We start from the raw sequence: 26964 nt of genomic DNA, 5'->3' as shown, positions 1-26964 counted from the left end.
CTAAAGTCCCTGCCCATGCCGGAACTACAGGCAAAACTGGGGGCGACGCCAGACGGTCTTAGTCAGGCCGAGGCGCAGAAACGGCTGACCCATTACGGGCCGAACGAGATTGTAGAAAAGAAAACCAATCTCCTTCTGAAATTCCTCAGCTATTTTTGGGGCCCCATCCCGTGGATGATCGAAGCGGCCGTGATCCTTTCGGCCGTGGCCCGGCATTGGCCGGACTTCGGGATAATCCTTCTTCTCCTTCTGGCCAACGCTGTGGTTGGATTCTGGGAAGAGCGCGAGGCGGGCAACGCCATCGCTGCCCTCAAGGCCAAGCTGGCGGTCGAGGCCCGGGTGAAACGCGATGGGAAGTGGATCACCTCGTCGGCGGCCGAGCTGGTGCCGGGCGATGTCATCCGTCTGCGCCTGGGAGACATCGTACCGGCGGACGCGCGACTGCTGTCCGGCGATCCGGTGGAAGTGGACCAGTCCGCATTGACCGGAGAATCGTTGCCAGCCAGCCGCAAGTCGGGCGAGGCGGTGTTTTCCGGTTCGATTATCCGCCAGGGAGAAATCGACGCCTTGGTCTATGCCACGGGTGCAAACACCTACTTCGGCAAGACGGCACAACTGGTTCAGGGAGTGAACATCGTCAGCCACTTTCAACGTGCGGTGTTGAGAATCGGGAACTACCTGATAATCCTGGCGGTTGCTCTCGTGGCGGTGATTATTGCCGTTGCGGTCTTTCGCGGCGACCCTATCCTTACCACGTTGCAGTTCGCCCTGGTGCTGACCGTGGCCGCGATCCCCGTCGCAATGCCAACGGTGTTGTCGGTGACCATGGCGGTCGGAGCGCGCTTGCTCGCCGGCAAGCAGGCGATTATAAGCCGGTTGGTGGCAATCGAGGAATTGGCGGGTGTCGATGTACTCTGCGCCGACAAGACCGGCACCCTAACCCGGAACAGACTGACGCTGGGCGATCCGTTCAGCGTGAACGATGTCACCGCCGATCAAATCATTCTCAACGGCGCGCTGGCCTCACGAGCGGAAAATAACGACACTATTGACCTGGCCGTGCTGGGCGGCATGAAAAGCGATCAGGACCTGAAAGACTATCACGTGGTCCATTTCCAACCTTTCGACCCGGTGCATAAACGTACCGAGGCCACCGTCCAGGGCAAGGATGGAAGACAGTTCAGGGTGACCAAGGGTGCTCCGCAGGTGATCCTAGAGTTGGCGGCCACTTCAGGGCAGGTAAAGACCGTCGTCGAGAAGGCGGTCAACGAATTCGCAGCGCGCGGTTTTCGTGCGTTGGGAGTGGCGCGGGCCGATGGAGATGGTCCCTGGCAGTTTCTTGGAGTGTTGCCACTGTTCGATCCGCCACGGGAAGATGCCAAGACTACCATTGCGACCGCACGTGCGATGGGGGTGACCGTTAAGATGGTTACGGGCGACGCACTGGCCATCGCCAAGGAAACCGCCAAGAAGTTGGACATGGGCTCGAACATTCTCGATGCCGGAAGCCTGGGCGACTCAAAGCATGATGAAACCACAGAGGTGGCCGCGTCCATAGAGAAAGCCGACGGCTTTGCCCAGGTATTCCCTGAGCACAAGTTCCATATTGTGGATGTTCTGCAGAAACTCGGCCACATCGTGGGCATGACGGGCGACGGAGTGAATGACGCGCCGGCGTTGAAGAAGGCTGACTGCGGCATCGCCGTTTCGGATGCAACGGACGCGGCGCGTGCGGCGGCATCCATCGTACTGATGACACCCGGCCTGTCTGTTATTATCGATGCGATCAAGGAGAGTCGCCGTATCTTCCAGCGGATGAACAGCTATGCCATATACCGCATCACCGAGACTCTACGCGTGCTTCTGTTCATGACCTTTTCGATCCTGGTATTCAACTTCTATCCGGTGACCGCCGTGATGATCGTAATGCTGGCGTTGCTCAACGATGGGGCGATCCTGTCCATTGCCTATGACAACGTTCACTACAAGAAGCAGCCCGAAGCATGGAATATGCACATGGTGCTAGGGGTTTCCACGGTACTGGGCGTCATTGGCGTCGTCTCCGCATTCGGCCTGTTTTATCTCGGTGAGCGCGTCTTTCATCTCGACCGAGCGCACATCCAGACACTGATGTATTTGAAACTTTCCGTGGCAGGACACCTGACGATTTTCCTGACACGCACACGCGGCCCGTTCTGGTCGATCCGTCCGGCACGAATTTTATGGATGGCCGTGCTCGGCACACAGATTGTGGCAACCCTGATAGCGGTATACGGCCTGTTTATGACCCCCTTGGGCTGGGGCTGGGCTGGGTTGGTTTGGGGATATGCACTGGTGTGGTTCCTTGTGAATGATCGTATAAAATTGCTTGCATATCGGGTATTCGACCCAACTGTCGCGCCACTCGTGGCCAGGATATCTGTCGAAGAAACGAAAGAGTCGTGAAGGCGGATTTACGTTGAAGAGGTGGAGGATACATCGTATGAACGCCGGCCCCATATCACTCACCTACCGCCGCTACGCCCTGGGACTTCTTTTGGCGGTGAACCTGCTCAACTACATTGACCGGCAGGTGTTGTTCGCGGTATTCCCCCTGATCAAGATCGATCTCAGTCTCTCCGATACGGCACTGGGGTTTCTCGGAAGCGCCTTCATGCTCAGCTATCTGCTCTTCGCCCCACTCTTCGGCTGGCTCGGCGACCACTGGAGCCGGACCAGACTTGCCGCCGGAGGCCTGGTTGTCTGGAGCATGGCCACGGCCTTGGCCGGTTTTGCCCCCGGCTACCGGACCCTCTTGGCCGCCCGCGCCACTGTCGGGGTTGGTGAGGCGAGTTTCGGCACGGTATCGCCCGGGCTCATCGCCGACTTCTTCCCAAAGGAACGCCGTGGACGGGTCCTTTCCTGGTTCTATGTCGCCATTCCGGTCGGCAGTGCGCTGGGCTATCTTCTGGGCGGAGTGCTGGGACAAAAGTACGGCTGGCATGCCGCATTTCTGCTGGTCGGTATTCCGGGCCTGCTGTTGGCCGTTCCCATCGCACTGCTGCGCACCCCACCCCGCGGCGGCAACGCCTCGCCGCAGGCCGAGCATGGAAACGTCTCCCGAGGCTACGCCGCCTTGTTCAGAAACCGCTCCTTCGTGTGCAACACCCTCGCCATGGCGGCCATGACCTTCGCCATCGGGGGGCTCGCCCAGTGGATGCCGTCATTTCTGTATCGCGCCCATTCCCTTGACGTGGCAAAGGGAAACACGATGTTCGGCGCGACCACAGTGGTGACCGGAATACTGGGCACCATGGCCGGCGGCTGGCTCGGCGACTTCTGGCAAAAGAGGAGTGGCAAGGGATATCTGCTCATATCCGGATGGGGCTTCCTCATCGGTACCCCGTTCGCCGTCTGGGCCATCCTTGCCCCCGGCCTGACCGCTTGCATTGTTGCGATCTTCATTGCCGAGTTTTTTCTCTTTCTCAACACCGGGCCGCTCAATACCGTCATCGTCAACGTCACCAACCCGGCGGTCCGCGCCATGGCCTTCGCGGTCAACATCTTCTTCATCCATGCCCTGGGTGACGCGGTTTCTCCCTCAACCCTCGGCTGGCTATCCGACCAGTGGGGTTTGCGCAGCGCCCTCCTGATCACCCCTGGTGCAATGGCGCTGGCCGGCCTCTTTTGTTTCATCTGCGGCAGGTTCGTGGTGCGGGACATGGCCCAAGCCGAGGGATGACGGTCATGGGCGCGGCAGATTTTCACGATACAAAGGTGTTTTCCGGCAAAATACAGATATGTTCAAAAACGTTGACTTCATCCCGGCAACGTCAGCAATTGGCATTGATGTCTTGGGCGCCCGATTGCCGATCCGGCATTCTGGAGTAAAATTCCAATGCAAAGGCAAGGACCGCCATTGGGCTGATCTTGACGAGGTTCTTAGGGGATACGGATATGAAACGGTTATCTACCTTCCTGATTATGTGGTTATCCTGTGCCGTGGCCGCACCGGCTCCGGCGCATGCCTCCGATCCGCTGGAGACTTTGAAGAAGTTCAGCAATTTTCAGGAGATTGATGTGAAACGCTTGATGGGAGGCGAAATACTCAGCCAGCGCGGCCCCCTGATGAGTTTTCCCAACGGCATTTCGACCCAGATATGTTTTTATGTGCCGCTATCTCCGGAGGAGGTGTTCAAGCGGCAACAGACCTGGGATCCGACCCGCTGTACATCGATGAAGATATATGCGACGAGCAGACTGAGCACTCCTTGCCAACTGAAGGAATTCAAAAAACTTCATCTCGATCCCAATGACCATCCGATCAAGTGGCTGTTGGAAAAGACCCTGACGACCGCTTCAGGCAAGTTGGAGCTAAACCTGAGCCGTTCCGAAGCGCGCGAGCTCGCCGCCTGCGTCAGCAAGGATTCCTCCCCCGATTCCATCAGCTCCTGTTGGGCCACGTTGCTGTTTGAGCGTGCCACCGCTTTCCAGCGCAGGGGACTTAGTGGCATCTTACCTTACGAGGCCGCGGGAGATATCTTGTCTCCCACGGTACAACTCCGTTCAATGTTGCAGGAACAGGGAAAAATCATCCAGGAATTTGCCCCGCTTTTGCAACAAACCGGAATGTTGGGCAATAGCACAGGGGGTTCTTCCCTCCAGCCTTTGTACAACTGGAGTTTTTTCGAAGCCGACCACCATGCCACCCTCAGTCTCGAAGCGGTGTATCGATTGACCATTGGAGATCATTACCAACTTCTGGACATCGATTACTATGCCAGCGGCACCTATTACGCAGCCGCGACCCTCTATGAGATCTGGCCGATCCACGATGGCAAAAAAACCGGCTCCCTCGTCTGGCGTGGAGATTTTCTTGCCGCCCCCATGCTGAGATATACGAAAGGTATCGAACGGATCGCATACGGCGTCATCATGATCCAGGAGATCAAGAAGGTGATCCACTGCTTCCTGGATGATATAAGGACCAAGCCATGAGACAGAAATTCTGTAATGTACGGGCGACGATGAAACGTATCTCCAGCAACGCATTCATACTGATTACCTTGCTGGCAGTTATGCTATCCGCGCCAACCAGATCCATGGCCGGTGAATCGATGGCCGTTGCTCACGAACTTGATCTTGAACTGGGATATGCAGGCAGGGGGCTAACGTATCAGGATGGGCGAAATATCGGCTCCATCGACGAACTCGCCACTGACATCAAGTATGTCATCTCGCCGCAAATAACGAATAACCTGTTATTGCGGTTGGGAGTCGATTGGGAACGTTTTGCCTTCGACACCTCTCAGACCGGCGCATTGCCTGATATTTTACAGCATGTCAGTGCGGTCGTGGGCTTTGACTACCAGTTGGCCGACCAATGGCTCATGCGCACCGAAGTTCAGCCGGGCGTTTACGGCAGTTTGGCTCAAATAGGCTGGCGAAATGTCGATGCACCACTCTTTATGGGGGCTGTTTTTTTGAAAGATGCCGATTTGCAATGGTTCTTCGGCCTGCGTGTTGATCTCAGGAGCCAATACCCCGTGTTCCCTGCGCTTGGCGTCCGCTGGAAATTCACCGATGTCTGGACATTGAATTTCCAATTGCCGAAGCCCCGACTGGAATATGACGTTAACGACGATCTTCAGGCATACCTGGGTGCGGGCATCAAGGCCGGAACGTTTGTGGTCGGTGAACATTTCGGGGATACCCATGGCATTCCGGCACTCAACCATGCCACGGTTGATTACACCGACGTGCGCCTGGGTCCAGGCATCGCGTGGAAGGTTCTCCCAACCATGACTCTCGAAGCCGAAGCAGGATACATGATCTACCGCACCTGGGATTTTTTTGACAAGCACGTGAAGCTGGACAGCCATCCGGCGCCATACTTTCAACTAGCCTGTCACGCCAGGTTCTGAACGCCTTACCAGAGAGTGCACCTGACCGACAACGGGTCTTTGACAGTAATATACCTGGCTATAAACCGGATAACAGCGTACAGTTAGCCCACTGACCTTTCACCCGAAATCATTTCTCACAAGCATTTCACCCCCTCTGTTTTCCGGTCATATCCCTCCACCTCCCTGTACCCACTCTTGGAACGGATTGTACGGTTCCTTTCCGGCACATCCTGTCACGTGAAATCCTTCACCATGGCCGGACGTTCGGAAAACGCAGTCAAGCAAAGGACATAGAGTGAACGTTGGCATTCTCGTTGGTTACTATGCAAAGCACGATGAAGCCCGGAAAGCTCTCCGGAAACTGGCACGGCAGGGCTTCAGCCGCATTGCCCTGGTACAAAAGGGGATGGGCGGGGAGGTACATATTACCGACCCCTTTCTCCGGCGCCGCGCCATCGGGGTCTCCCTGGCCGCCTGCCTGTGCGGAGTGATCGGCAGAGCTGTCGCCCTGCACCTGCCCTGGACGCAATCGCCTCCGGCCTGGAGCATCTTAGCTCCCCTGGCAGGCGCCGCAATCGGCGCCCTGGCAGCTCTCCTCTGGCTGGGACGCTCCCGGTGCGGCGTTGCTCCCCAGGTCATACGCGATCATGTCCGCTGGCTCGTGTCCGGGGAATCCGTCCTGATCATCCAGGCGCCGATCGAATCCTTGCAGGGGCCGGTGGCCATGCTGCGAGAGAACACCGATATCCCTCCGGCGCTGTTCGTCATGCATCCCAAGCGCGAGAGGCGGGCAGAGGCGCGGGGGATTGCGGTAAAGCTCTCCCCGGCACAGATTCAGGAACATGCCCAGCGCCACGCCGGCGAGCAGCAGGTGGCCCCCAGAACGCGGCATAGTGCCGAACTGCTCAAGCGTCTCAAGCGGTCCCGTCACTGGGTCCGCCAGGTCTGCGCGGACATCGCCGCAGCGAGCCGCCTGGAACAGAAGGCCACGCCGGCCGCCGACTGGATCCTCGATAACGAGTATATTCTGGAGGGAAATGTTCGTGATGTCCTGCTGAACCTGCCTCAACGCTTTTACCGGCAGTTGCCTACCCTGGCCTCCGATCCCCACCGAGGGTCGCCGTGCATCTACGGCTTGGCCAAGGATCTCATCTCCCATACGGAACTGCGCCTGGACCGGGAGAATATCCTGGCGTTCATCGAGGCCCACCAATCGGTGCGCCTCCTGACGATTGGTGAACTCTGGGCGATCCCCCAGATGTTGCGTATCGCGCTCATCGAGAGTATCCAGAGCATGGCCGTTACCGCACTGGCGGACCTGCGCGAACTCCAGTTGGCCGATTTCTGGGCAAACCGGCTGATCGCCGCCAATCGGCGCGATGCCAACCAACTCTTTGGGATCCTGGCGGAGCTTGCCAAGACGGAGCCGTCTCCCAGTCCCTATTTCGGTGCACAACTGGTCGGCCTGCTCTACGACGAGGCGGCAGCGTTGTCCGCGGTCCAAGGTTGGCTTGAGCGCACCCTGAAGACCCCCCTGCACGACCTGCAACAGCATGAGCAGAACCGGCAGACCAGGGAGCAGATATCCTGCGGCAACGCCTTTACCAGCCTTCGCCAGTTGGCCCTTCTGGACTGGCGAGAGATTTTCGAGAAGCTCAGCCTGGTGGAGCACGTGCTGCGCCGCGATCCCTCCGGGATTTACAGCAAGATGGATTTTGCAACCCGCGACCGCTGCCGTCGGGTGATTGAAGAACTCGCCCTGGCTTGCAACCAGAGTGAGGTGCGGGTGGCGGAGCGGGTCATCGAGTTGGCGGCCCAGGCACGGCACGGATCAACACCCGACGACCGAGCCAGCCACGTGGGTGCCTGGCTCGTCGGAGAGGGGAGGGCCGAGTTGGTCCGGCTGCTGGCCTGCCGCGAAAGGCGGCGTTATCGCATCCTGCAATGGATCTATCGCCGCCACACCGTTGTCTATGCCACGGGCATCACCGCCTTCACCGTCCTGTTGTTTGCCCTGATCGCCGCGTTCGTCCCGGCCGGGCGATCCCTCCCCCTTCGCTTCGGACTGGTTTTGCTTCTGCTGATTCCGGTCAGCCAGCTGGCGATCGAGGTGGTCAACTACCTGGTCACGCGCTTTCTGCCACCACGGACACTTCCCAAGATGGATTTCGAAGAGGGGGGCATCCCCGATGCCTTCCGCACCCTGGTGGTCGTACCGATGATGCTGTCGAACGCGGAAACGGTCCGCGCCGAGGTGGAAAAACTGGAGATCCGCTACCTGGCCAACAAGGAAGCCAACTTGCTCTTCAGCCTGTTCACGGATTACACCGATTCGGCCACCCCCGTTCGCGAAGACGACAGCCTGCTGCTCCGGACCGCCCGGGAATGTATGGAGGACCTCAACCGGCGTCACGGCGGCGAGCGGTTTTTCCTGTTCCACCGGGAGCGCGCCTGGAGCGAATCGGAGCAGAAATTCATCGGCTGGGAACGCAAACGGGGCAAGTTGGAGGAGTTGAACCGCCTGATCGACGGCACGCGGCCGGAAAACGCACCTTCCATGGTCTATGTGGGTGACCCGGAGCGGCTTGCGGACGTCCGCTTCATCATCACCCTGGACAGCGACACCCAGTTGCCCCACGCCACAGCCCGCAGGATGGTGGAGACCCTGGCCCACCCCCTCAATCAGCCGCGCTTCGACGGGGCCGGCAATATCATGGCCGGCTCCTACACCGTTATCCAGCCGCGGGTGAGCCCGACCCTGCCGAGCACGAGCGCCTCGGTCTTCAGTCGCCTCTTTGCCGATTCGGTCGGCATTGACCCCTATACCCAGGCGGTCTCCGACGTCTACCAGGACTTAAGCGGCGAAGGGTCGTACCACGGCAAGGGAATCTACGACGTGCGCGCCTTCAGCCGTGTGCTGTCGGGACGGTTCCCCGAGGCGCGGATCCTGAGTCACGACCTGATCGAAGGGTCGCACGTCCGGGTGGGACTGGCCAGCGACATCGAGCTCTTCGACGAATTCCCCCAGGGGTATCAGAGCTACAGCAGCCGGGCTCATCGCTGGGTTCGCGGCGACTGGCAGATCGCGGGATGGATCTTTCCGAGCGTGCCCCTCGCTCCGGGCGGCCGGGGGACCAACCCGCTTTCCCTGCTCAATCGCTGGAAGATCCTCGACAACCTCCGCCGCAGCCTGCTACCCGCCGCCAGCCTGGGGCTTTTGATCACCTCCTGGGTCATCTCCCCCCGGATCGGCGGGATCGCCAGCCTGGTAATCGGCCTGCAACTCCTTTTCCACCCCCTGGCCCAGCCCTTCACCATGGCTACCACCCTCAGGGGGCTGAAGTACTTCTCCCCCGCCAAGCTGCTGCACGACCTGCTGCGGGCGGCCGCCGACGCCGCGCTGCTGCCGCACCAGGCAGCGGTGACCCTGGACGCCATTGCTCGGGTCTGGTACCGGCGAGCAGTTTCCCGACGCAACCTGCTGGAATGGACGGCCCAGGCGACCCATTGGAGCGCCTCCCGCCGGCAACCGCTCTTTGTCGCAAGCCTCGCACTGGGGAGCCTCTTCAGCGCCGCCGTGGGGTGGGCGATCTGGCGCGTAATGCCGGCCAGCCTGTCCCAGGCCGCGCCCTGGCTTGTTTTGTGGTTTTTCTCCCCACTGCTCGGCTGGCTCCTGAACCTGCGGCCCGTTGAGCGACATCAGGCACAGCCGCTGCCGGAAACGGACCGTCGTTTCCTCCGGCAGGTCGCCCGGCGGACCTGGCATTATTTCTCGGCATTCGTCAGCGCCGACACCTCCTGGCTGCCGCCTGATAACTACCAGGTATCCCATCAGAACAGCCTGGCCATGCGGACTAGTCCGACCAACATCGGCCTCTGGCTGACCAGCGTGCTGGGAGCCCACGATTGCGGCTACCTGACCATCAACCAGGTCGTGGAAAAGCTGGCCGCAACCATGGCGACCATCCACACGCTGGAACGCCATGAGGGGCATCTCCTCAACTGGTACGATATCCAGACCCTGAGACCGCTCGAACCCCGCTACGTCTCCACGGTGGACAGCGGCAACCTGCTGGGCGCTCTGTGGGCACTGGAACAAGGGCTTAATGAGTTGCTGCACGTCCCGCTCCTGGATGGCAAGGCATTTACCGGTTTGGCCGACACCGGGGAGATCCTGAAACAAGCGGTGACTCAGGCCGGGATCGCCGGTTTTTGTCGTCAGATCCTTGAGGCGCTCTTACGAGAGTGGCACGCGCCCCCGTCCGACATCGTCGATCTGCTCCGCCTGCAACGGAGGATGCAGGTCAATGTCAGCTCTGTCGTCGCTGCCGCCGGGGTCGCATCGTGGGGCACCGAGCTTCAACTGCAGGTCTCTGCCGGGATTAGCAACAGCAACCGCTACCTCGCCTGGATCGAGATCCTGGCGGAAAAGGGCGAGGAGGATCTGGCGCCACTGGGAACGGCGGCCCTGCTCGCCATCCGCCAGGACCTGTCGAGGGCGCCGACGCTCTTCGACCTGGCCCACGACCGGATTCCGTCGATAACGATCCTTCGCGCCATCCGCGCGGGCGCTTCCCAAACTGGTTCGTCCCTTGACCCATGGATCGACCGGGTTATGGGGGCATTCGCCACGAGCCGATGGCTGGCCGGAGAGACCCTGGGCATGGTCGAGCGCTTGCTGGCCGATATCCGGGAGCTGTCGGCCGGGATGAACCTGGGATTTCTCTATGACCCCAAGCGGAAGTTGTTCACCATCGGCTACAACGTTTCCTCGGATCAACGGGACGTCTCCAGCTACGACCTCCTGGCCAGCGAGGCACGGCTGGGCAGTTTCGTCGCCATTGCCCGGGGCGATGTCCCGCTGGAACATTGGTTCTCCCTGGGCCGTCCCTACGGGGCAATCGGCCGTCAGCGGGTGCTGCTCAGCTGGACCGGGACCATGTTCGAATACCTGATGCCACTCCTGTTCCAGCGTTCCTACGTCAATTCACTCCTGGACAAGGCGGCCCGGGATGCGGTAGCGGTCCAGGTCGCCTATGGCCGTGCGCATCGGGTGCCGTGGGGCATCTCCGAGTCGGCCTTTGCCGATCTGGACAGCAACAAGACATATCAGTACAAGGCCTTCGGCGTACCGGCCCTCGGCCTGAAGCGCAGAATGGAGGAACAGATGGTCGTCGCTCCCTATGCCACCCTGCTGGCGCTGAACGTGGCGCCGGCCGAGACCGTGCGGAACCTGAAACGACTGGCCAAGCTCGGGCTTCTGGGCGAGTACGGCTATTATGAGGCCATGGATTTCAGCCGCCAGCCGCAGCGCGAGACCGGGAAGCCGTCGCTCAAACGCGGACTGATCGTGGAGGCGTACATGGCCCATCACCAGGGCATGGCGTTTTTGGCGTTGACCAACTTCCTCCAGGGCGACCCGTTCTCACGCCGTTTTCACAGCGACTCACGGGTGCGGGCCTTTGAGGCCCTGCTGCAGGAACGCATACCGACCCTGCCGCCCTTGCAGTTGATCTCGACCCGGCAGAGTGAGCCGGCGCCGACGACCCGTGACTTGGTCGCGCCAGCGGGAAACTCTTTTACGACGCCCCATACCACGACGCCCAAGAGCCTGTTGCTCAGCAACGGTCGCTATAGTGTAATGGTCACCAACAGCGGCGGCGGTTACAGCCAGTGGGGGTCACAGGAACTTACCCGCTGGCGGTCGGATCAGACCCGTGATGCCATGGGGACCTTCTGTTATATCCACGAGGCCGATCCGGGACATCTCTGGTCCAACACCTATCACCCGGTGGGCGGGAAGCCTGAAGGGTACTCGGTCGATTTCGCCCTGGACCGGGCCGTGTTCCGCCGCGTCGATGACGGCATCCACACGGAGACGGAGATCGTCGTCTCCCCGGAAGATGATCTGGAGGTGCGCCGTATCACCCTGGTAAACCGTTCCCCGCGCGTCCGCCGCCTCAACCTCACCAGCTACGTGGAACTCTCCCTGGCGCCCCACAACGCAGACCGCCAGCACCCGGCCTTCAACAAGCTATTCATCCAGACCGAAGCGCTCCCCGAGCAGCAAGTCCTCCTCGCCTACCGGCGGCCGCGCAGCGAAAACGAAGCGCCGTTGTATGTGGCCCATTGTCTGACCCTGGAACAAACCGGAGACGACGGCCAACAGGAAACGGCGTGGCAGTTCGAGACCGACCGGGGGCGATTCATCGGCCGCGGCCGGACCCTCGCCAACCCCATGGGAGCCATGCAGGAACTCGGCAACAGCCAGGGTTTCGTCCTTGATCCGATGCTCGGCCTGCGGCGGAGTATCATCCTGAAGCCGGGCCAGCGCGTCCGATTCTGCCAGGTGCTTGCTGCCGGGTCAAGCCGTGACCAAGTGCTGTTGCTAATGGATAAACACAGCGACCCCCATGCGGCCGAACGGACCATGGATTTCGCCTGGCATTCGACCCAGCAGCAGTTGCAGGTGTTGCACATCCAGGCCGACGAGGCGCGCCGTTTCCAGCAACTGGCAAGCCATCTGCTGTTTCCCAACCGCCTCCTGCGGGCACCCGTCGCACGCCTGGAAGCAAACCGCAAGGGACAGGAGGGGTTGTGGCCCTACGGTATTTCGGGCGACCTTCCCCTGACCCTGGTCACCATCGGCGAGGCGCGTGATATGGGCCTGGTCCGCCAGATGCTCCAGGCCCATACCTACTGGCGGATACACGGCTTGGCGACTGACCTGGTGATCCTCAACGAAGAGGCGGGCGGCTATGAACGGCCACTCCAGGAACGGCTGGAACAACTGATCCAGGTCCATACCCTCTCCCCGGCAACCGACCGTGCGGGCGGGATCTTCCTGAAGGGCGCGGATCAGATCCAGGAGGCGGACCTGACGCTTCTCAAGACCGTAGCCAGCGTCGTGCTGGTGGCGGCGCGGGGCACACTTCCGCAACAGTTGGGGGTCCCGGTGGAGGTTCCTGAACTGCTGCAACGACTGGCCCGGAAGCGCGCGCCCCGTGAGCCCTCGACCCCGCTTCCCTTCATGGAGTTGAGCTACTTCAACAGCCTGGGCGGGTTTACCCCGGACGGGCGCGAATACGCGATTTACCTCGGTCCGAACACCAACACCCCGGCACCTTGGGTGAACGTCATCGCAGGGCCCTCGTTCGGCACCCTGATCAGCGAGACCGGATCCGGTTTCACCTGGTTCGGCAACAGCCAGCGTAACCGCCTGACCGGCTGGTCCAACGACCCGGTGCTGGACCCGGCATCGGAGGCGCTCTATATCCGCGACGAGGAGAGCGGCATTTTCTGGACGCCCACCGCGGCGCCGGTCCGCGAAGAAGCCGCCTATCGGGCCCGGCACGGGGCCGGCTACACGGTCTTCGAGCATAACAGCAACGGAATCGAGCAGGAATTGACGGTCTTCGTGCCTGTGGATGAGCACGGCGGGGAGCCGGTCAAGCTCCAGCGCCTGCGGCTCACCAACGCCTCTCCCCGGAAGCGCCGGCTCTCCGTGACCTATTACGCGGAGTGGACCTTGGGCGAGAACCGCGAGACCTCCCAGATGCACGTAACGACGACCTGGGATGGCGAAATTCAGGCCCTACTGGCCCACAACCGCTACCACCCCGAGTACGGCGAGCGGGTCGCCTTCATGGCCATGGTTCCCCCGGTCGACTCCTACGGCGGCGACCGAAGCGCCTTCATTGGTCGTAACCGCTCACTGGCCGATCCGCTGGCCATGGAACTGACCCGGCTGTCACGCCGGACCGGTGCCGGGCTGGACCCGTGTGGAGCGCTCCGGGCGACCCTGGAACTGGCTCCGGGCGAGCAGCGCGATATTACCTGCCTGCTGGGCCAGACCGACTCCGCGTCCCATGCCCAGGACCTGGTGCTGGCCTACCGGGCGGACCGAGCCTTCGAGGACGCCTTCGACCGAACCAGGGCCTGGTGGGATAGCCTGCTCGGTACCATCGAGGTGCAGACCCCCGAGCTTGCTGCCGACCTGCTGATCAACCGCTGGCTCCAGTATCAGTCCCTGAGCTGCCGCATCTGGGGGCGTTCCGCCTTTTACCAGTCCGGCGGCGCCTTCGGTTTTCGCGACCAGTTGCAAGATGTCCTGGCGTTCCTCGTTGCCCGGCCGGAACTGGCGCGGGAGCAGATCCTGCTGGCCGCAAGCCGGCAGTTCAAGGAGGGGGACGTGCAGCATTGGTGGCATGAACCCACCGGCGCCGGAATCCGTTCGCGGATCTCCGACGACCTGCTCTGGCTCCCCTATGTGGTGGCCCGCTACGTCCAAGCCACCGGCGATGCGGCGATCCTGCTGACGGAGGTCCCCTTCCTCAACGCTCCCCTGCTGGCAGACGACCAGCACGAGCTGTTCTCTACCCCTGAGGTCACCTTCGACCGGGCCACGCTCTTTGAGCACTGCCGCCGCGCGGTCACCCACGGCCTGACGGTCGGTCCCCACGGCCTCCCCTTGATAGGAACGGGGGACTGGAACGACGGCATGAACCTGGTTGGCGCGGCCGGGAGAGGGGAGAGCGTCTGGCTCGCCTGGTTCCTGTGTGATCTGTTGCAGGGGATGGCCGAGCTGTCGGACCTCATGGAACAGCCGGAACAGGGCTTGGCCTATCGGGAGGACCGCTACGCCCTGATCCAGCGGACCGAACAGACTGGCTGGGATGGGGAGTGGTATCTGCGGGGGACCTTCGACGACGGCTCACCGCTCGGCTCCTCGGCCAACAGCGAGGCGCAAATCGATTCTCTGCCTCAATCGTGGGCATGGCTTTCCGGCGCCGCCGATTCGTCGCGCGCGGATCAGGCCCTGGAGTCGGCCTGGGACCATCTCGTCCAACAGGATGAAGGCCTGGTGCTGCTCTTCGAACCGCCCTTCGATATATCCATGCCTTCGCCCGGCTACATCAAGGGGTACCCCCCCGGCGTGCGGGAGAATGGCGGCCAGTATACCCACGCAGCCCTCTGGATGGCCATGGCCATGGCCCGCAAGGGGGATGGGGAGCGGGCGGTACAGCTCTTGCGCATGCTCAACCCGATAGAACATGCCCGGGATGCGGAAGCTGTCTGGCGCTACGGGGTCGAGCCCTACGTGGTGGCGGCCGACGTGTACCGGCTGCCCGGCCGGGTCGGACAGGGTGGCTGGTCCTGGTATACCGGCTCGGCGGCCTGGATGTATCGGGCCTGGGTAGAGGAGGTGCTGGGCTTTCAGGTGCAGGGGGATCAAATGAGGGTCAATCCAGTTATCCCGGCAACATGGCCCGGCTTCAGCCTCACGTACCGGCACCACGAAACGATTTACGCGATCCAAGTGGAGAATCCGGACGGCTGCCAGCGCGGCGTCGTCTGGGTAGAGATGGACGGCCAGCGCGTGGCTGATGGCGTGATCCCTTTAGAGCTAGGCTTGGTGAAGCATCGGGTAGTCGTTCGGATGGGAATCCCTGGGTAGGTGACGCGAGATGCAATGATTTGACTCTCTTCTGTCCGGTTAATAGTTGAGTAGATTACTGGCGCCTGTACCACGGTTCCACTGCCTTGGCGGACGCAAAGGCGTTTTCCGGCCAGTAGTCTACAATCATCCTAGTTGGGCCACAACTGAGTGGTTACACACAAAAGTAAAGGGGCTAAGTCATTCGACCTAGCCCCTTGATTTGTTTGGAGCGGGAAACGGGATTCGAAACTAAATTAAACTAGTTGGTTATAAATTTGTTAGGCATATACTAACGTAATATCGAACAGTTATCAATCTCTTCGGCGTGTCAAAAGTTCAATTGAGTTCATGCAAATTCGTATTAATTCAAGTGGCGTAGGAACGGTTCAGGTACGGCTTTTCGTGCGATTATTGGCTCCTCTGTGTGAAAAAAATGGGCACTGGATCGAGGACATCAGAATTAATTGCTAGTTGCCACGTCCTTCGATCTAGAATAATGAACAAGCCAGCCTAACGGCGTGACCTGAATGGTTTTTCGACGTTTGTCGCCATCATCTTGAGTACTTACCAAGACACCTGCTTCTTCAAGATCCTTGACATGAGGACGAATCGCTTCGACGCTATTAAACCCGAACTCCTCATAATCGCTTGGCGCAAATACTCCTCCGCGTTCCACAGCTATGTCGAAAAGTTCAATAGCACGAGTGCGAAGTTTACTCTTGAATGCCAAATATGCTCGATCAGATTGCTCTTTTAACCATTCCTGGAAATATCTTTTTTTGTCCGAGGTTGTAGTTGGTAAAGGGCGATCTGCAGCCCATTGGCAATAATCATCAGCCTTGCTGAGAACACTTCGGAGATTACGATTAAGAATCTCATAAAGGTCTTCAAAATCGCCTTCAAGTAAAGGCAGGTAAAATCCTTCACCTGACGAGAATGCTGATATTCTTGAAGAAAGCACCCTTTTGACAAGGTCATCGGAAAAGCTTTCTACTTCGATCGGAGTGTGTAACCAGCCTTCAAGACGAGGGGATGACGCTACGCCGAGAACGATCCCCAATGCTCCGCATAAGACCCACCTTAAGCCCTGAATGGTTAGTATTTCATCTCTCAAGGCCTCTAGCATAGCACGGGCTTTTTTCGACGATTCTAAAAGTTCAAGATTATCTATAACACAGACAACGCCACCGCTCTCCATGCTTGGGAAAATTTCCTGAAGACAGTCAAAGACCATCTTTTTTAGCCCACTTCTCTCAAAACCAGCAGATGTGTTCGTCTCAGCAGATTCACCCAACGAAAAAACCGGAATCCCTGCATTATAGCTCCTAAGATGAGTTTCGTTTAACCAAGCATCCAAGGCTTTAAGCTTATCCGAGCCTTTGAATTTAGGAAGAGTTTTTACATTAGAAATTAGGGTCTGGGCTACAGCCATAACTACTTCATCAACAAAAGCAGATGCGTTTTTATCAGGATGAAGCTGGAAGTTCTGAGTGCATGGGACATATAAAGGCGCATTACCATCATATCTTTTAGATGCCTTATAAGCGGCAACGTTTACAAGGCTTGTCTTTCCGACGCCATTAAGCCCCTCAATCGTAACGATCTTAGGTGGATTAAATATCCTACGTGTCAGAGCCGTTAACTCTGTGTCTCTTCCAACTAGAAGAAGCTCACCAATTTCATTTGGGGGAAGAGAAGCTGTCCCAAAAACTGGCTGGGTAAACCCCCACTCCGTATAAATATTCATTCTGTCTCTCCTTTATACATCTTAGTCCGCTTTGGTAACACGGGGGCCTGTAAATACATCCCTCCAATATCACATTAATTCCATCCTATAAAGTCCAATTTACAGCACGCCCCAGGAGGCCGTAAAGGCGCGGGGCGGCGCCGACTCGGCCGAGGGTGCGGCGAGTTTTGCGAGCGCAAGTGCAAGGCGGGGCCTTTGGCCCTGCCGTATACTTCATTGCAATTATTATCTTGACAAAATCACGTTTGAGTCATAAATGATTCATATAAAATTCATTGGAGGTTCATATGGCAAAAACAATTCTCAAAGAGGAAGTACAGAGCCAGGGTCCATTCATGTCGCTGTTGCACTTAATATCACGCAAATCATTTAGAGTCATTGAAACAAAAGAAAAGGGAGAGACTGCCATAACCGTGCGTGTTCCTCCTTTAACCGCTGAACGTCTTGACTCCTATGCAAAAGCAGCCCGTATATCTCGCTCGTTCCTGATTCGAATGCTCATTGAGGGAGCCCTTGACGAAATGGACGACCTTGTAATCAAGGAAAATGAATACCTGGAAACACAGAATGATCTTCTGAGTGCTACCTTTGAGGAAATGGATAAAGAGAAGAAGGAGAAGGAAAATCGGGCAAAAGCGATACTTGAACAATGGCAGGGAAAATAAAGCGAAAGGGGAGCATTGCTTGGCGGCTGGCTCCCCTCTCTAAAAACCACCCCATTCGCAAAAACAGGAGGCTTCTTTTGAAAACGTACCATGATAGCGACTTAGTTGCAACAGGCCAATCCAGCCTTAAAAAGCCCGGCTTCCCGGCGGGGCTTGCCGGCTCTGCCGGTAACCCCGGCGGGAAGCCGGAACCGCCGACAGGCGGAACGAACGAGGCACAGCCCCCCTTAACTAATAGGGGGGCACTAATTACAACCCCCCTCTTGAATCAGTTCCTGATTGACTGGGTAGCATTCACCGTTAAAATCATTGATCCTCAAGAAATACTGCAAATCATCGGCTTGAAATCCGAGCTATTTTCAGAACTTGATCGCGGTCTCTACGGTTATCAAAAGTCCCTGCGCTTCGGCAATATCTGCGTTTATTTTGCGGGTCGGCCCGATATGGGCTGTCATGTCACCATGTCCGGCCAGGGCTGTCGCCAGTATGAATCCCAGTTCCCCAAAATCCCCTGGTTTGCCCTCTTCGCCACTGCAATCACCTTCAAGGCAAAGTTCACCCGTCTGGACATAGCCCATGACAACGTGGACGGGGCACTTGATCTTGCCAAGCTCAAAGAGGCAATTATCAACCGTGAAATCAGGTCACGATTCAGGAAAGCCAGTGAAACGCAAAATTTCGACCTCTCACCAGACATAGAACAATCCACGGATGGTCATACCCTATATTTCGGTAAACGAAGCTCTCGCGTCTTTCTCCGTTTCTACGACAAAGCAGCCCAGCTTGGACTTCCCTTTGTTTGGAACCGGGCTGAACTTGAACTGAAAGATAAACGCGCCCATGAAGCCGCCAAGTATCTTTCATCAGGCGTTCCCGTTGGTCAGTTGTTCATCGGTATCCTCAATCAGTATCTTTCCGTTGTCTGCCGTGATGACAGCAACACCACCCGGTGCAGCATTCAGCCCTGGTGGTCGGCCTGGCTACAAACGGTGGAAAAGATCAAACTTACCACTGCTCAAGAAATCAAAACAGTCGATGAAGTCATGCAATACGTCAAGCGGCAGTATGCACCATCTCTCGCCATGATCAAAACTCACCTGGGAGCTACGATATTTGGCTATTACATTCGGGAGCTGCTCAAAGACGGTTCAGAGCGCATGGGCATGAAACATGAGCAGATATTGCGCGTATCCTCCAAAGGTAAAGCCGACAACTATGATGAGGGTCAGGAAAAGTTCGAAGAACGGGCGGCAATTATCGAGTATGACGGCGGCCTGGACAGAACAGATGCGGAAGAGCTTGCACGTCGGTTGCTGGATCAGGAGGATCAGCCATGAATGGGGCAAGCCTTTCACCAATGCCACAAGAACTCCTTACCCCGGAGCAATTCGCGCAACGTCTTGCCATGTCCCGCACCACTTTGTTCGAATGGCTGAAAACCGGTGCACTGGAACAAGGGAAACATTACTTCAAGGTAGGCCGGATTCTTCGATTTATTTGGGATGAGTCACTTCTTCTTAAGATCGGCATGGGCGGAAAGGTTCGGAAAGAACGGAAACAGGTGAAACCCCAAAGGCCGAAGAACAAAAGGCAGGTACACAGCCCTTCGGAACGCCCTGTCAATCTTGACTATTGATAATGTTATGTGATGCCGTTATCCTCCCTGTGAACTTTTGGCACACTGAAGGGAGGGTAACGGATGGAGAGATAAACAATGAAAGCCAAAAAAGGGACGCTGGCCCTGGAAGAACCGGCAAAAGAGATCGGCAGCGTCAAGCGGCGCAAGGATTCAAAAAAACTCTATGTGGACTTCTATTACTTCGGCCACCGGATCATTCGTTCAACCGAGTTGAACGATACCCCGGCCAATGAACAGATAGTCCGGGACTTCCTTAGACGGAGCATGGAGAAAATAGAAGCGGGAACGTTTAAGTTTGCCGAAGCGTTCCCAGGGGCTACCAGAAAAGAGAAGGTATTCTTTACCACCCTGGAAGGTCGGGAGTATCGACCGGAACCGCATAACGTCAAATTCGGGGAGTATGTCAAGGAGTGGCTGAAAACCACCTTTCCCTCCTTCGGATCACCGACCAAGCGGCGGGACTATAAAGAAGCCATCCAAACCAGGATACTGCCCCATTTCAGGAATATGACCTTTCACCAGATCAACGGCCAGGAGTTGTTCAGATTCACCGAGTCGTTGAAATGCTCACGGGGAAGTAACAAGGGCAAGCCCTTATCCCGTGCCAGAAAGATCAATCTCCTGATACCCTTCCGCGCCATCTGGAACGATGCCTGCGATCATCACCGTTGGGTTATCAAAAGTCCCTTTGACAACCTGCACAAGAAGCTGCCCAAGACTGTGAAGAAAGAGCACACCGTTATCAGGTTTAACGATTGGCTCCTGTTCCTTGACAACCTGGAAGAGCATTACCGCCCCATTGCGGAATTGATGATCCTGACCGGGATGATTCCTTCGGAGATGGCCGGACTGAGGAAAGAGGATATCACGGGCGATTATATCAACCTCAACAGGTCCTATGTCCTGGGTGAAGAGAAGCAGACAATGAAGACCGCCTTCCGTAAGCGGCAAATCTTCATCACCAGGGCCATAAGGAGCCGCCTGGACGTTCTCCAAGCTCGTACCCCCTACCCTTACCTGGTGACAACGCCACGGGGAACCAGACTGAACAGCACCGACTTTGCCAAGGTTTGGAAAAAGGCCGTCACGCTGTCAGGCATACCGGAAGTCACGTCCTACTCTGCGCGGCACTCCTTCGCCGCCTGGAGTCTCACAATCGGTATTAACCCGCTACGTCTGGTCAGTCTCATGGGTCATGCGTCAAAGCAGATGGTGTTCGAGGTCTACGGGAATTATGTGGAGGGACTAGAAGAGGATGCAGAACAAATCTTCGAATACTTCGGCCAGGATTTCATCATGCCTCGGAAAACGAAAAACCCGGCACTTTTTAGTCACAGTACCGGGCACAGTTTCGGAGTTTCAGCCATAAGCAACTGAAACTATGTCGTTAAAATGGAGCGGGAAACGGGATTCGAACCCGCGACCTTCAGCTTGGGAAGCTGACACTCTACCACTGAGTTATTCCCGCGATGGGTTTGTATAAATGCCAAGAGACGGGCATTTTGTCAACCATTTAATTGCAGTCTCGCTCTCTTTTCAGGAACGATCACCCAATGGTTGCCACAATGAATTCACGGACAGCAGCCAGGTCAGCATCCATTACCTTGCAGCGAGTCGGCATACCCTCCAGAGCTGCAACAGCAGGAGGAACCGGGGGCGGCGCGCCGATAGCCTTTTCCACCGCTTCACCGAACTTTGCGGGATGGGCCGTGGCAAGACACACGCGCAGAGCATTGTCGGGAAGCTGTTCCAGGGCTGCGCGCACCCCCACGGCAGTATGCGGATCGAGCAGATAGCCGGTCTCCCTGTAGAAGGAGCCGATGGTATCCAACGTCTGCGCCTGATCCACCGACATTGAACAAAAGTCGCGACGAACCTGGGCCATCTCGTCATTACCGAATGAGATCCTACCCATGTCTTTTAACTCGGTAAATGCGGCCCGTACCCGAGCGGGATTCTCACCAAAAAGATGGAACAGGTAGCGTTCAAAATTGGACGCCACCTGGATATCCATGGAAGGAGACACGGTGGAGACCACACCTGCCAGGGAGTAATCCCCCTGATTGATGAAGCGGGTCAGGATATTATTTTCGTTGGTGGCAAGCAGGAGTTTTTCGATGGGCAGCCCCATGCGCTTGGCCACGTAACCGGCAAAAATGTCGCCAAAGTTGCCGGTGGGAACCGAGAAGCTAACCGGGGCCGCACCAGCTTCCGTTACCCGCAGCCAGGCATAGACGTAGTAGACCACCTGGGCCAGCACTCGAGCCCAGTTGATGGAGTTGACCGCACCAAGGGCGTATTTTTCCTTGAACTCCAGGTTATTGAAGAGTGCCTTGACCATATCCTGACAGTCGTCAAAGGTGCCGCGAATGGCGATGTTGTGGACATTGGCATCAGTGACGGTGGTCATCTGAAGGGCCTGCACCGGTGAAGTCTTGCCATGGGGGTGCATAATAAATATGTTGATTCCCTTTTTGCCGCGTACGCCGTGAATGGCTGCGCTGCCGGTATCTCCCGAAGTTGCCCCGACAATATTCAGGTGTTGACCTCGCTCGCTCAGGATATATTCAAACAGATTGCCTAGGAACTGCAGAGCGACGTCCTTAAAAGCCAAGGTCACGCCGTGGAACAGCTCCAGGATGTAGACGCCGTTCTGTCTGACCACCGGTGTCACCTCGGGGTGGGCGAAGGTCGTGTAAGAACGATTTATCAACGTCTTCAGGTCGACAGGCGGGATATCATCCGCAAAACGGGAGATGATCTCGAAGGCCAACTCAGGATAGGAGAGCTGCCGCCAGGCGTCCAGTTGCTCCGGGGTGATCGTAGGATAGGATTCGGGCAGGAGCAGGCCGCCATCGGTAGCCAAACCCATCATGACGGCATCCTTGAAGGTGATCGGTTGAATGCCGCCGCGCGTGCTGAGGTAACGCATGTAATAATTCCTTTCGGGTCTTGTCAGGGGTGAAGGCTAATTTAGCAGAAATTCTCCAAATAGGGAAGTGCCTCAGCCGCCGGAAGTGCCGGGCAGGATACCGTCGCGGAGTTCGCCAGGCACCAGCAGGAAGAAAAAACGAAACATGCAGTATTTGTAAAATTCGCTGAACAGCAGATGGAAACTGCCACCATGGCTCCACCAAGCCTCCTTTAGATTTTTGCTGTCCACCGGATAGGGGTAGATGGCCACATCCTTGGGCAGCGCGTTGCGAAACAGGATTGCCGCCCGCTTCATGTGGTAGCGCGAGGTGATCAGAACGATGGAGCGGACATCAGCGCGCATGATGACGTCGCGACCATAGATAGCGTTTTCCAGGGTGTTGCGGGAGGCCTTTTCCAGCACAACACCTTCTGACGAGGGGTCGCCGGCCTGGGGGCGATACAGGTCTCCCTTGCGGACGGAAGGATCCACTCCGATCAGAAAAAGGTGCCGTCCCCGCTGTTCCCGGTACAGCCGTACCCCCTCCTCGACCCTTCCCTTGCCGCCGGCCAGCACCACAATGGCGTCGCCCTTGACCGGCCGCTGACGGTACGAAAAGGTCTTGTAGGTAAAATCGATGAACAATACCGCAATGACGATGAGCAGGATAATGACGAGGGTTATGAAGGCTTTGATGATATTCATGGATTATCCAATTTTTCCCTTGCAACCGACCAATAAATCTGCTAAAAGTTTTTTTTCAGCAATTAATGGAGGTCATAATCATATGTCGAGAAAATGCGAAATCTGCGGAAAAGGCCCAAGCTTCGGCAACAACGTGAGCCACGCCAACAACAAAACCCGTACCGTCTGGCATCCGAACATCCAGAAGGTCAAAACCGTTAAAAACGGCACGGTCGCAACCATCAAGGTCTGCACCCGCTGTATCCGTTCCGGCTTTATCACCAAAGCGCTCTAATCGCGGCGGCATTTGAGCCGCTTGATCTGTACGCGATTCAAAGCCGTGGCACACCATGTGTCCACGGCTTTTTGCCGTTTTCAGGCAGAAGCGCGAGCCTTGGTGTCCCAGGCATCATGTCAGGGCGACTACCTCAATCTCAACCAGCGCTCCCCGGGGCAGGCCCCTGACCGCAACCGTTGAACGGGCTGGTTTGTGATCAGTGAAACAGCGGCCGTAGATCTCGTTCACCGCACCAAAATCACTCATATCCGCCAGAAAGATGGTCGTCTTGACCACCTGTGGAAACCCTGTACCGGCAGCAGCCAGAACTGCGGCAATGTTCGCCATCACCCGTTCGGTCTGCACAGCCACATCCCCTGTCACCAACTCTCCGGTTGCCGGGTCAAGGGCGATCTGGCCGGAGCAGAAAAGCAACCCATTGGCCTTGATGGCCTGTGCATAGGGCCCGATGGCAGCCGGGGCCTTGTCTGTCGTTATCGTTTCGCCTGTCATTGTTTTAACCTCTCCACTTTAATGACACCCTTCACCTTCATGATGGCGTTCATCACCTTGCGCAGGTGCGCCAAGTCGCTGACATTTACCTCGAAGGTATTTTCGCCGCGCTGGTCGATGGTACTCTGTATATGGGCACTGGCAATATTGGCCTCGCAATTGGTGATGGCCATGGTGATGTTCGCCAGGATACCCTTGACGTCGTGGCAGATGACCTTGATCTTGACCGGCAGGGCTGCGGTTTTGATCTTGTTCCAGGCCACATCGATCTGCCGTTCCGGATCGCTCTCCAAGGCGAACTTGCAGTCGGCGGTATGGATCGTGACTCCCTTGCCGCGAGTGATGAAGCCAATGATATCGTCTCCCGGCACCGGGTTACAACATTTGGCGAAGCGTACCAATACATCATCAACGCCGCTGATTTCCACCGCACTGGAGGTCTTACCCTTGAGTTTGTTGATGACTGCTGTGAGGCGTGACTCCTTGCGCTCAGTCCGCTCCTGCAGCTTTTCGGCAGGCACGAGCTTACCGATAATCTGACCGCTGGAGATCTTGCCGTACCCCACCGCGGCCAACAGGTCATCATCTCCGGCAAAACCGAACTCTCCCGCAATTTTTTTGAAGTCGCCGGTCTTCTGAATCTTCTGCAAATTGATGGAATATTTACGAAAATCTTTCTCACAAATCTCGCGACCCAGCACGATGCTCCGCTTACGCTCCTCAACCTTGATCCAGGCGCGTATCCGGTTGCGGGCACGGGAGCTGTGGACGATCTTGAGCCAATCCTTGCTGGGCGTATGGTGGGGCGAGGTGATGACCTCAACGATATCGCCGTTCTTCAGCTCATACTTGAGCGGTACCAGTTTACCGTTAACCTTGGCGCCCACACAACGATGCCCCACGTCGCTATGCACGCTGTAGGCGAAATCTATCGGCGTGGAACCTTTGGGGAAGCCCTTCACATCGCCCTTGGGGGTAAAGACGTAGACTTCCTCGGGAAAAAGATCCACCTTGACCGAATCCATGAACTCCTTGGAATCCTGGAGCTCCTGCTGCCATTCCAACAGTTGCCGCAGCCAGGCAAAGCGCTTGACCTCCTTCTCGTCGTACCCCTTACCCTCCTTGTACTTCCAGTGGGCTGCAATGCCGGCATCGGCCACACGGTGCATCTCGTGGGTGCGAATCTGCACCTCCATCCTGTCGCCGTGGGGACCGATGACCGTCGTGTGCAATGACTGGTACATGTTCCCCTTGGGCATGGCAATGTAGTCCTTGAAACGGCCCGGTATCGGCTTCCAGGCCGAATGGATCACCCCCAGCACCTCGTAGCACTCGCGCACGTCCTCCACCAGGATGCGGATGGCCAACAGGTCGTAGATTTCCTCGAACTCCACGTTGCGCTTCTCCATCTTGCGATAGATGGAGTAAAGATGCTTGCTCCGACCGGAAACCTCGCCATGTATGCCCTGAAAGGCCAGCTTTTCGGAGATGATCGATTTTGCCTCCTCAACGTATGCCTCGCGCTCCTTCTTCTTTAGGGAGACCTTGCGGGCCAGGTCAAAATATATCTCGGAGTTGAGGTAACGGAACGACAGATCCTCCAGCTCCACCTTGACCCAGGATATGCCCAAACGATTGGCGATGGGAGCATAGATGTCCATCGTCTCCTGGGCGATGGTACGTTGCTTGGCCTCCGGCTGAAACTCCAGGGTGCGCATATTGTGCAGACGATCGGCCAACTTCACCAGAATGACACGGATGTCGTTGGCCATGGCCAAGAGCATCTTGCGAAAGTTCTCGGCCTGGCTTTCCTGCTTGGTCTTAAAATGGATCTTGCTGATCTTGGTGACCCCATCCACCAGCTTGGCAACCTCTTCACCGAACATCTCCGTCAATTCGTCATAGGTTGTGAGGGTATCTTCGATGGTATCGTGGAGGAAGCCGGTGACGATGCTGGGGACGTCCAGACGCAATTCAGCCAGCAGACCGGCCACCTCCATGGGGTGGATGATGTACGGCTCCCCCGACAGGCGCGTTTGGCCCTGATGTACCTTGGCGCAATAAACGTAGGCCTTACGGATGATATTGAGATCAGCCGTAGGGTTGTACGCTGTCACCTTGTCGATAATGTCGTTAAGCCTGATCATGCGCCGTCATCTACTCGCAGGACGAAAATGGGTGGATAATGTGGGGAAATGGATACAAAAAGGGTGAAACCGCTCCATGTGCGATTTCACCCCGGTTCAGTCTGCTTAGCGGGCTTGCTGCTTCTTGTTTATCTCGAAACTGACCTTGCCGGCAGCAATTTCCCGCAAAGCGGTCACCACCAGGCGATTATTCTTCGGGTCAATCAGCGGATGGGCCCCTTTGTAGAGCTGCTTAACCCGCTTGGAGGCCAACATCACCAGAAGAAAGCGATTATCAACCTTTTCAAGGCAATCTTCAACCGTTACCCGTGCCATATGCTACTCCTTCCTACTACTGTTAGAAAAATGGAACGTCATTTTTACATGATTTCATCTCAGATATCAAACAATTTCGCCACCTGCTCCAGCATGCGGGAGGTGCGGCGGCGCTGCGCCAGAACAATGGCCGACAATTCCTCGGCAGCATCCTGGAAACGGTCATTAATGACGATGAAATCGTACCAGCGGCATTCCTTAATTTCGTCCGCGGCCCGCACGATACGGCGCTCGATAACCTCCCTGGCGTCCGACGAACGGCTTTCCAAACGATGACGGAGTTCCTCCATACTCGGGGGTAGAATGAACACAAACACACCGCCGTCAAGGCGCTCCTTCAGGATCATCGCCCCTTGACAATCGATATCCAGTACCAGATCAATGCCGTTGCGACGGGCCTCCTCCAGGGTTTTCAACGCGGTACCGTACAGGTTGCCGTGCACCTCGGCCCACTCGGCAAAGGCGTCTTCGGTCACCATGCGTTCGAACTCCGGCCGGGAGACGAAGAAGTAGTCCTGACCATCTACCTCTCCGGCCCGGGGGGATCGGGTCGTGTAACTGACCGACTCCTTCATGGACGGGAAGCGCTGCAAAAGTTCATTGCAGAGGGAGGTTTTACCGGCCCCGGAGGGAGCCGAAATGATAAGGATCAGGCCTTCGCGTTTCATGAAACATCCTTAAGGTTGTTGAAAAACAGCCATCTCACCGCCGTCCTCAAAGGCCCTTTTGTGCGGCGTAG

17 protein-coding genes and 1 tRNA gene are annotated in these 26964 nt (G+C 57.2%); 10 read left to right on the top strand and 8 right to left on the bottom strand.

The genetic code is table 11. The features are described 5' to 3' along the window. Positions 1-15: 15 nt before the first annotated feature. From LDN12_RS06165 to LDN12_RS06145, 5 genes are all read left to right on the top strand, one after another. Positions 16-2445: a plasma-membrane proton-efflux P-type ATPase gene (locus LDN12_RS06165; RefSeq protein ID WP_374045084.1), complete on the top strand. Its 2430-nt coding sequence runs from the start codon at positions 16-18 to the stop codon at positions 2443-2445. Positions 2446-2482: 37 nt separating this feature from the next. Next, complete coding sequence (locus LDN12_RS06160) at positions 2483-3721, top strand: MFS transporter (protein ID WP_223921800.1); 1239 nt, start codon at positions 2483-2485, stop codon at positions 3719-3721. A gap of 215 nt (positions 3722-3936) precedes the next feature. Then, positions 3937-4977, top strand: coding sequence for a hypothetical protein (locus tag LDN12_RS06155; RefSeq protein WP_223921799.1), 1041 nt, complete (start codon positions 3937-3939; stop codon positions 4975-4977). After that, positions 4974-5903, top strand: coding sequence for a DUF6268 family outer membrane beta-barrel protein (locus LDN12_RS06150; protein ID WP_223921798.1), 930 nt, complete (start codon positions 4974-4976; stop codon positions 5901-5903). Before LDN12_RS06155 ends, LDN12_RS06150 begins: the two co-directional genes overlap by 4 nt. A gap of 277 nt (positions 5904-6180) precedes the next feature. After that, the gene (locus tag LDN12_RS06145) at positions 6181-15342 is read left to right on the top strand and encodes a GH36-type glycosyl hydrolase domain-containing protein (RefSeq protein ID WP_223921797.1); all 9162 of its coding nucleotides are present in this window, start codon (positions 6181-6183) and stop codon (positions 15340-15342) included. 442 nt (positions 15343-15784) lie between these two features. On the opposite strand, the gene LDN12_RS06140 is transcribed toward LDN12_RS06145, so the two are convergent. After that, positions 15785-17071: an ATP-binding protein gene (locus tag LDN12_RS06140; protein ID WP_223921796.1), complete on the bottom strand. Its 1287-nt coding sequence runs from the start codon at positions 17069-17071 to the stop codon at positions 15785-15787. Positions 17072-17358: 287 nt separating this feature from the next. Between LDN12_RS06140 and LDN12_RS06135 the strand changes: the two genes are divergently transcribed. From LDN12_RS06135 to LDN12_RS06120, 4 genes are all read left to right on the top strand, one after another. Then, complete coding sequence (locus LDN12_RS06135; protein WP_223921795.1) at positions 17359-17736, top strand: ribbon-helix-helix protein, CopG family; 378 nt, start codon at positions 17359-17361, stop codon at positions 17734-17736. 77 nt (positions 17737-17813) lie between these two features. Then, positions 17814-19073 (top strand): replication initiation factor domain-containing protein, encoded by a 1260-nt coding sequence (locus tag LDN12_RS06130; protein ID WP_223921794.1) that lies wholly within the window; start codon positions 17814-17816, stop codon positions 19071-19073. Next, positions 19070-19372 carry an AlpA family transcriptional regulator gene (locus LDN12_RS06125; protein ID WP_223921793.1) on the top strand — a complete coding sequence of 101 codons (303 nt, stop codon included), beginning with the start codon at positions 19070-19072 and terminating at the stop codon, positions 19370-19372. The genes LDN12_RS06130 and LDN12_RS06125 overlap by 4 nt, the downstream gene beginning before the upstream one ends. Positions 19373-19450: 78 nt before the next feature. After that, positions 19451-20752 (top strand): Arm DNA-binding domain-containing protein, encoded by a 1302-nt coding sequence (locus LDN12_RS06120; protein WP_223921792.1) that lies wholly within the window; start codon positions 19451-19453, stop codon positions 20750-20752. A gap of 16 nt (positions 20753-20768) precedes the next feature. Here LDN12_RS06120 and LDN12_RS06115 read toward each other — a convergent pair. From LDN12_RS06115 to LDN12_RS06105, 3 genes are all read right to left on the bottom strand, one after another. Then, positions 20769-20843: transfer RNA gene (locus LDN12_RS06115), tRNA-Gly, on the bottom strand. Positions 20844-20921: 78 nt separating this feature from the next. Further along, entirely contained in the window at positions 20922-22307 is a 1386-nt protein-coding gene (gene thrC / locus LDN12_RS06110) for a threonine synthase (RefSeq protein WP_223921791.1), read from the bottom strand. A gap of 72 nt (positions 22308-22379) precedes the next feature. Then, a complete protein-coding gene (locus LDN12_RS06105) occupies positions 22380-22994 on the bottom strand; it encodes a YdcF family protein (protein WP_223921790.1) in 615 nt (204 codons plus the stop codon). 82 nt (positions 22995-23076) lie between these two features. Between LDN12_RS06105 and rpmB the strand changes: the two genes are divergently transcribed. After that, the gene (gene rpmB, locus LDN12_RS06100; protein WP_223921789.1) at positions 23077-23268 is read left to right on the top strand and encodes a 50S ribosomal protein L28; all 192 of its coding nucleotides are present in this window, start codon (positions 23077-23079) and stop codon (positions 23266-23268) included. 114 nt (positions 23269-23382) lie between these two features. Here the strand turns inward: rpmB and LDN12_RS06095 are convergent, their stop codons facing one another. From LDN12_RS06095 to gmk, 4 genes are all read right to left on the bottom strand, one after another. After that, entirely contained in the window at positions 23383-23763 is a 381-nt protein-coding gene (locus tag LDN12_RS06095) for a RidA family protein (RefSeq protein ID WP_223921788.1), read from the bottom strand. After that, entirely contained in the window at positions 23760-25910 is a 2151-nt protein-coding gene (locus tag LDN12_RS06090; protein WP_223921787.1) for a bifunctional (p)ppGpp synthetase/guanosine-3',5'-bis(diphosphate) 3'-pyrophosphohydrolase, read from the bottom strand. The genes LDN12_RS06095 and LDN12_RS06090 overlap by 4 nt, the downstream gene beginning before the upstream one ends. A gap of 105 nt (positions 25911-26015) precedes the next feature. Next, positions 26016-26225 (bottom strand): DNA-directed RNA polymerase subunit omega, encoded by a 210-nt coding sequence (gene rpoZ, locus LDN12_RS06085; RefSeq protein WP_223921786.1) that lies wholly within the window; start codon positions 26223-26225, stop codon positions 26016-26018. 59 nt (positions 26226-26284) lie between these two features. After that, positions 26285-26893, bottom strand: coding sequence for a guanylate kinase (gene gmk / locus LDN12_RS06080; protein WP_223921785.1), 609 nt, complete (start codon positions 26891-26893; stop codon positions 26285-26287). Positions 26894-26964 lie beyond the last annotated feature (71 nt).

The organism is Geobacter sp. AOG2 (assembly GCF_019972295.1).
Lineage (GTDB): Bacteria > Desulfobacterota > Desulfuromonadia > Geobacterales > Pseudopelobacteraceae > Oryzomonas.
Note: the sequence above shows the minus strand (reverse complement) of the source record. Positions and strands in the feature narration are given on the sequence as shown.